The 6577-nt window shown below is 63.1% G+C and carries 8 protein-coding genes, 1 tRNA gene and 1 pseudogene; 7 read left to right on the top strand and 3 right to left on the bottom strand.

What is annotated here, in order from left to right:
* From EN884_RS20405 to EN884_RS20390, 4 genes and pseudogenes are all read left to right on the top strand, one after another.
* Positions 1-254: pseudogene (locus EN884_RS20405) on the top strand (phage tail protein); the annotation flags it as partial.
* Positions 255-264: 10 nt separating this feature from the next.
* The gene (locus tag EN884_RS20400) at positions 265-789 is read left to right on the top strand and encodes a tail fiber protein (RefSeq protein ID WP_063169579.1); all 525 of its coding nucleotides are present in this window, start codon (positions 265-267) and stop codon (positions 787-789) included.
* A gap of 33 nt (positions 790-822) precedes the next feature.
* Entirely contained in the window at positions 823-2145 is a 1323-nt protein-coding gene (locus EN884_RS20395) for a hypothetical protein (RefSeq protein ID WP_063169578.1), read from the top strand.
* 11 nt (positions 2146-2156) lie between these two features.
* Positions 2157-2693 carry a GNAT family N-acetyltransferase gene (locus EN884_RS20390; protein ID WP_244514246.1) on the top strand — a complete coding sequence of 179 codons (537 nt, stop codon included), beginning with the start codon at positions 2157-2159 and terminating at the stop codon, positions 2691-2693.
* Between the two features lie 72 nt (positions 2694-2765).
* On the opposite strand, the gene EN884_RS20385 is transcribed toward EN884_RS20390, so the two are convergent.
* Complete coding sequence (locus EN884_RS20385; RefSeq protein ID WP_244514245.1) at positions 2766-3161, bottom strand: hypothetical protein; 396 nt, start codon at positions 3159-3161, stop codon at positions 2766-2768.
* A gap of 233 nt (positions 3162-3394) precedes the next feature.
* Here EN884_RS20385 and EN884_RS20380 point away from each other — a divergent pair, with 233 nt between their 5' ends.
* Positions 3395-4186 carry a SapC family protein gene (locus EN884_RS20380; RefSeq protein WP_245469494.1) on the top strand — a complete coding sequence of 264 codons (792 nt, stop codon included), beginning with the start codon at positions 3395-3397 and terminating at the stop codon, positions 4184-4186.
* A 43-nt stretch (positions 4187-4229) separates the two neighbouring features.
* Here the strand turns inward: EN884_RS20380 and EN884_RS20375 are convergent, their stop codons facing one another.
* Together EN884_RS20375 and EN884_RS20370 are read right to left on the bottom strand one after the other, a co-directional pair.
* Complete coding sequence (locus tag EN884_RS20375) at positions 4230-4793, bottom strand: type 1 glutamine amidotransferase domain-containing protein (RefSeq protein WP_013528771.1); 564 nt, start codon at positions 4791-4793, stop codon at positions 4230-4232.
* Between the two features lie 195 nt (positions 4794-4988).
* Positions 4989-5063 (bottom strand) — tRNA-Gly (locus tag EN884_RS20370).
* Positions 5064-5318: 255 nt separating this feature from the next.
* On the opposite strand from EN884_RS20370, the gene EN884_RS20365 reads away from it, so the two are divergent.
* Positions 5319-5816 (top strand): prolyl-tRNA synthetase associated domain-containing protein, encoded by a 498-nt coding sequence (locus tag EN884_RS20365; protein WP_027162861.1) that lies wholly within the window; start codon positions 5319-5321, stop codon positions 5814-5816.
* 84 nt (positions 5817-5900) lie between these two features.
* Positions 5901-6577, top strand: a 677-nt coding sequence (gene trxA, locus EN884_RS20360) for a thioredoxin (RefSeq protein ID WP_128360706.1), incomplete at its 3' end; no start/stop codon positions are given.

The raw sequence follows: 6577 nt of genomic DNA, 5'->3' as shown, positions 1-6577 counted from the left end.
ACATACAGCAAATGACCGGCCACACTCACGCCATGCTGGCGACGAGCAGCGTCTCCAACCAGACGAGCCCCGCCAACAACGTTGTGGCCCAATCGTCTACAGGCAAGCTCTATGTCGAGGACACACCGACGGCGAACCTCGCCAACCCTGTGGTCGGCATGACGGGTGGCAGCCAGCCTCACAGCAACCTGCAGCCTTACCTCTGTGTCAATTTCATCATTTCACTGTTCGGCGTTTTCCCGACCCAAACATAAGGACAGGACCATGTCGGACCAATTCGTCGCGGAAATCCGAATTTTTCCGTCCAACTTCGCACCCAGGGGCTGGGCGACCTGCGACGGTCAGCTCATGCCGATCTCGCAAAACACGGCCTTGTTCTCGCTGCTGGGCACGACCTATGGCGGCGATGGCAGATCGACCTTCAGCTTGCCGGACATGCAAGGCAATGTGCCGATGCAACCCGGCCAGGGTCAAGGGTTGGCGCTTTATGATCTAGGGCAGTTCGGTGGCTCGGATACCGTGTCTCTACTGGAATCGGAAATGCCGATGCACAATCACAACATCCGCGCCGTAACCGACCCTGCCGAGCTTCAGATCCCGACGCCGGATCGGGCGATCGCCAGGTCGAGCAACGCCAACGCCTACAAGAACACGACCGCTAACATCGTGTCGATGGCAGTGAACATGCTGGCTCCGGCAGGTGGCAGTCTGCCGCACAACAATCGCATGCCCTACCTGACATTGACTTTTTGCATCGCGCTGGAAGGCTTTTTCCCGCCGAGAGGCTGAGGAATTCCGAATCAACAAGGCAGGACCGATACGATGGCCAAGAAAGCTGAACCTAGGTCGAAGGCATCGGCCCCCGCAGCAAGGACGCCCGCGCCCGCGCCTCGGGCGGCTTCCAAGGCCAACGCCCGCTCGCGGCGATCCAGCGTCCCGCCCATCTACCAGAACAAGCCCGCCGGCGCGGCGTTCTTCGAACTGTCGCGGCTGATGGTGGTGGGCATCGATTCCGCCAAAAGTCAGTTGATCCAGAAGGCTCAAGACGCACCGAACGGGTCATGGCCCGCGGCGTGGTCGTTCATCGCGCCCGGCGCCTGGGTGATCATGACGGCGGGCCTCACCAGGGACGGTCGCGTCGCCGTGGTCGCGCAAGCCTCGGGCACCACCAACCTGTCCTTCATCACCGAAGACCCCAACCAGATCGGTCCGATCGACAAATGGACCGCGCCGACGAGCATTGGCACACCGCCCGGTGCCACCTCCTATCAGAAACTGACGATGGCGCGCGATGCCGATGGCCGCGTCGAAATCTTCCTCACCGACAATCTGGGCCGCATCTGGTGGATCTACCAGAACCCGGATGTGATTGTTCAAGTGCAGAAAACCATCACGCCGCCCGGCACGACGACGCCGATCGTCGTCACCGTCGACGAGCTCAGGCCGCCAGTCCAGCCGTGGAGCGCCTGGATCCAGCTGACCGGGCAGCTCGTGGCGATCACGGCGCTGCGCCAGGCAGACGGCCGCATCGCGCTGTTCGGCATCAACTCCGCCCTCCATCTCTATCGCTGCCAGCAGGCCAAGGTCCAGGCGCTGACGGTCGCCGACTGGACGCCATGGGTGCAGATCGACGCCGGCTACCCCTTCACGGAAATGGCGCCGATTGTCGGTCCGCTGGGCGGCACCAATCTGTTTGCCATGACGCAGCAAGGCCAGGTCCTGCACACCAAGCAATTGCCGGCCGGCTCCGACACCTGGACGGCCTGGGCGACGCCCGGTTACAGCAGGGTTCCCAAATACACGCTCTGCGCCGGCATCCAGGGCGACGGCGACATCATGCTGGTCGCCTCCGACCAGCAGCATGTCCACTCCTTCAACGCCCAATATGACGCCGCCACCCAGAACTGGTCGGGATGGCGCGATTTCGGCGGCTCCGGCGCCAACACCAGCCTGTCGCTCGACTACAATGCCGATGGCCGCCTTGCCCTGTTTTCGATGATGGTCCAGAACGACGGCACAAATGGTCTGTGGACCATCAACCAGATGGCCATGGACAGCTCCGAATGGGAGTGGACGTGGACGGCGCTGGCCACCAGCAACCTCAAGCAGATCGTCGTCGTGCGCGACCTGACGCCGCCGGTCTGACGTCAGGCAGCGTGACAGAGGCAAAGCAGGCGTATCGGCTCGCAGCCTGGTCCCGGTCGGAGAAGGCCGGGCTCGGCTTCCGCGCCGCGACAGAGGCGGATCTGCCGTTCCTGTCGCGGCTCTATGCCTCGACGCGCGTGGAAGAACTCGCCGTGACGGCGTGGACCGAGGCACAGAAGGCCGCCTTCCTCGACATGCAGTTCCAGGCGCAGCACGCGCATTACCGAAAACACTATCCCGAGGCCGACTGGCTGGTGGTGGAACGAGCGGGGAAAGACATCGGCCGGCTCTACATCGAGCGCTGGCCAGGCCAGCACCGCATCATCGACATTGCCTTCCTGCCGGAGCATCGCCGCAAGGGCTACGGCACCGCACTGCTGCGCGATCTCATCGACGAGGCATGGTTAGCCGGCAAATCAGTATCGATCCACGTCGAGAAGCACAATCCGGCCAGGTGGCTCTATGTCAGGCTCGGTTTTGCGGTGGTCGAGGACAAGGGTGTATACGATTTGATGGAATGTGCGGCGCCGAGTGGCGGGGCGGGGTGAGACGATGGCTGTCCCGCTGGCGTCAAGGTTTCGCGCCGCAGCGCAAGCGTCGCCTCAAAGAGCAAACGTCGCCTAGTTGAACACCGCTTCGTACAGCCGCCCGGCCGCATCGGCGGCGACCGGCACGATGAAGATCTCGTGGCTGCCGCTTGTGCCAGTGAAAAGGTAGGTCGCCTGCGGCAGCGCGATGTCGCGCGGGCCTCTAAACAGCAGCGAGAAACCGCCACCCGGGCGCGGGCTGGCGGCGATGGGCTTGACCGCGCTCAGTTCGAGCGGGATCTGCTTGCCCCCGGCTTCGATGGTGAAGGTTTGTCCCTGCTCGAAATCCGACACCGACGCCATCCCGTTTGCCTCAATCTTTGCGCTGGAGCGGTTCAGCGTTCGGATCCGATCCAGCTCTTTGTTTCTCCGCAATTGCCAGGGGAAAACCGCTGCACACTTTTCCCGGAATTGCTCCAGCGGCGGCACTGTCGCCGCTTCGCCGCAAGCTGTCCAGAGGCGGGCAGGCGGCGGTCGTGTTCCCCAAGACAATCGATCGCCGCAAATCCCAAAGATACAGCACCGCCTGTCCTTTTATGCGCGCAAGAGACGCTGTAGTACTTTGTCCTGCGCGGGATTCCTTTCGATCCAAGATCAGCGCAAACAAAGCATAGATCCCGGCTTCGGGACCATTGGCAGCCTGATGGGCGTGCGGGAGACGGATGATGGCGGATGCAAAGACGGACGTGACGGGCGATGCGCTGCCGCTGTTCTATTCGAGGCCCGAGGCGCTCAATCCGGCGCGGCACGGCTCGCTTGGCCTGACCGCGCGCAGTGACTTCGGCTTCGCCCGCTCGGCGCACGCCATTCCGGTGGTCGCGTCGGAAATGCCGGCGGCGATGCGCTCCTACCCGATCGTCTTCATCGGCCCGGCCAAGTCGCCGGTGATCATCACCGGCGTGCGCCAGAACGAGAATTTGTTCGTCGATGCCGACGGCAAATGGACCGGGCCGCACTACATCCCCGCCTATGTCCGGCGCTATCCTTTCATCCTGGCCGAAGACCCGACATCGGCCGGCCGGCTGACGCTGTGCGCCGACCGGGCCAGCAATCGCATCGTCGACCAGCTGCTGGCGCCGTTGCGCGACGACAAGATCCTGCCGTTCTTCGCCGGCAACGAGCCGACCGAAGCGACCAGACAGGCGCTCGCCTTCTGCAACCAGTTCCAGATCGACTTCCGAGCCACCCGCGAGATGGTCGAAAAGATCGATGCGCACGGCCTGTTTTCGCCGCGCCAGAGCAAGGTGACGCTGGAGGGTGGCGAGGTGCTCAACCTCACCGACTTCCAGGTGATCGACGAGCCGGCCTTCAACAAATTGAGCGACGAGGCGTTTCTCGACCTGCGCAAATCAGGCGCGCTCGGCCTGCTCTATTGCCACCTCGCCTCGACCAACAGCTGGACCTCGCTGGTGCATCAGGCATCGCTGCGGAAGGCGGATGGGGCGAAGGGCTGACTGTGAAAAGCTTGCGCGGTCGATCGTCTGGGCGGACAGGCGGCTAGGCAGCAACCCTTCTGTCGTGCCGCCCTTCCCTGATCTCCTCGGCGAGCTTGTCGCAGAACGCGTCGAGATCGCCGGGATTGCGACTGCTGACGAGCCCCTGGTCGGTGACGACTTCGGTGTCCTCCCACAGACCGCCGGCGTTGATCACATCGGTCTTGATCGATTTGTAAGACGTGACCCGGCGACCCCTTACGATGCCGGTCTCGGCGAGAAGCCAGGGCGCATGGCAGATCGCGCCGACGACCTTCTTGGCCGACCAGAACGATTCGACGAAGTCCAGGGCCTTTCGCTCGACGCGCAGCAGATCCGGATTGATGACCCCGCCAGGCAGGACGATCGCGTCATAGTCGTCCGACCGCGCCTCATCCAACGTCTTGTCGACAGGAATCTCCCGACCCCAGTCCTTGAGGTCCCAGCCTTTGATCTTGCCGCTTGCGAGCGACACGACATCGACCTCGGCGCCCGCCTCGCGTAATTTTTTGAGCGGAACTTCAAGCTCGGATTGTTCGAACCCGTTTGTCGCAAGGATAGCGACGCGCTTACCGGAAATATCCTGCATTGGTTTTTCTCCATCGTTAGGTGGTGGAGGGCTAACGAGGCGAGGCGGGAAGCGTTCCTGGCTGTAATTTTATGTGACATGAGAGGCGGATGGACGAAGCGCAGTTCGGCCCAAGCTCCCAGTTCGACAATGTCCAAAAACGAAAAAGCCGCGGCGGACCGCGGCTTTTCGATGCTTGATTTCCTAAGAGGAAACTGGAGCGGGTGAAGCGATTCGAACGCTCGACCCCAACCTTGGCAAGGTTGTGCTCTACCCCTGAGCTACACCCGCTCGCACGGCGTCTTGGCCGCAAGCCGGGCCTATATGGCTGAAGAGCGCGGCGATTGCAACAGGGAAATCGCAGGCTTTTTTACGACCCGGCAAGCGAGGCCGGCAAGCCGCCGGCGGGCGCGCGAGTGGCACGCGGCGGGGGCGCCACCGCAAAGGGCGGGTGCCGCTCACCGTGATGTCGCATGACGGCCTTGTGTCGGCCGCCCCATTGGCCGTAAACGGCATGGGCTCACAAACGGGACGAAGACGAAACCGATGCCGAAGACCGAAGCCGAACTTTTTGCCTTTCTTGCCGAGCTGGGCATTGCTGCCTCGACCAAGCGCCATCCACCGCTCTATACCGTCGCCGATTCGCAGGCGCTGCGCGGCGAGATCGCCGGCGGGCACACGAAAAACCTGTTCCTGAAGGACAAGAAGGACAATTTCTTTCTGGTCACCGTCGGCGAGGACGCGGTCGTCGACCTGAAGCAGATCCACCAGGTGATCGGCGCCGCCAGCCGGGTTTCTTTCGGCAAACCGGAGATGCTGATGGAGCTGCTCGGCGTCACGCCGGGCGCCGTCACGGTCTTTGGCATCATCAACGACACGGCAAACAGGGTCAAGCTCGTGCTCGACAAGGATTTGATGGAGCATGCGGTGATCAATGGGCATCCGCTGACCAATGAGGCGACGACATCGATCGCAGCGAGCGACCTGATCAGATTCGTCGAGGCAACCGGGCACGATGCTGCTATCTTGAAAGTCTCCGCGTGATCGCCACATGGATGGCTTAAAACCGATGGTCTGAAGCATAGGGCGCCTGGCCGCCGGCCGGCGGCGCCACGGAAGGGTAAAGAGATGAGCGACAACAATCCGTTCGGCGGCCCCTTTGGCGGCAATGGCGGCCAGTACACCACCTCGGTGCAGTATGGTGGAACCGCGCCGGCGCCGGCGAAAGTCGCGCTTGGCGATACGCCCGCCGCTCCCGCCGATGTGATCAAGGACACGACGACGGCTGCCTTTGCCGCCGATGTCATCCAGGAATCGCGCCGCCAGCCGGTGCTGGTCGATTTCTGGGCGCCCTGGTGCGGACCTTGCAAGCAACTGACGCCGCAGCTGGAGAAGGCGGTCAAGGCCGCCGGCGGCAGGGTCAAGCTGGTCAAGATGAACATCGACGACCATCCGTCGATCGCCGGCCAGCTCGGCATCCAGTCGATCCCGGCGGTCATCGCCTTCAAGGACGGCCAGCCGGTCGATGGCTTCATGGGCGCCATCCCGGAGAGCCAGATCAACGAATTCATCACCAAGGTCGGCGGCAAGGGCAATGGCGCGCCGCCGGTGGCCGAAGCTCTGGCTGCGGCGACCGAGGCGCGCGACGCCGGCGACATGCAGACCGCGGCCGACATTTATGACGCCATCCTGGCGCAGGCGCCGGAGACGATCGAGGCGATCGCCGGACTGGGAGAGCTGCTGTTCGAGGCCGGCGACACGGAAGGCGCCGAGGCGCTTTTGGCAACAGCCCCGGAGGCCAAGAA

This window comes from Mesorhizobium sp. M7A.F.Ca.AU.001.01.1.1 (assembly GCF_004022735.1).
GTDB lineage: Bacteria > Pseudomonadota > Alphaproteobacteria > Rhizobiales > Rhizobiaceae > Mesorhizobium > Mesorhizobium ciceri.
The sequence above is the reverse complement of the archived record's forward strand: the minus strand, read 5'-3'. Positions and strand labels throughout refer to the sequence as shown.

Bases quoted from the DNA above. Each gene is read 5' to 3' on its own strand.
- EN884_RS20400 (WP_063169579.1), top strand. From the start codon at position 265: ATGTCGGACCAATTCGTCGCGGAAATCCGAATTTTTCCGTCCAACTTC.
- EN884_RS20395 (WP_063169578.1), top strand. From the start codon at position 823: ATGGCCAAGAAAGCTGAACCTAGGTCGAAGGCATCGGCCCCCGCAGCA.
- EN884_RS20380 (WP_245469494.1), top strand. From the start codon at position 3,395: ATGATGGCGGATGCAAAGACGGACGTGACGGGCGATGCGCTGCCGCTG.
- EN884_RS20375 (WP_013528771.1), bottom strand. From the start codon at position 4,793: ATGCAGGATATTTCCGGTAAGCGCGTCGCTATCCTTGCGACAAACGGG.
- EN884_RS20365 (WP_027162861.1), top strand. From the start codon at position 5,319: ATGCCGAAGACCGAAGCCGAACTTTTTGCCTTTCTTGCCGAGCTGGGC.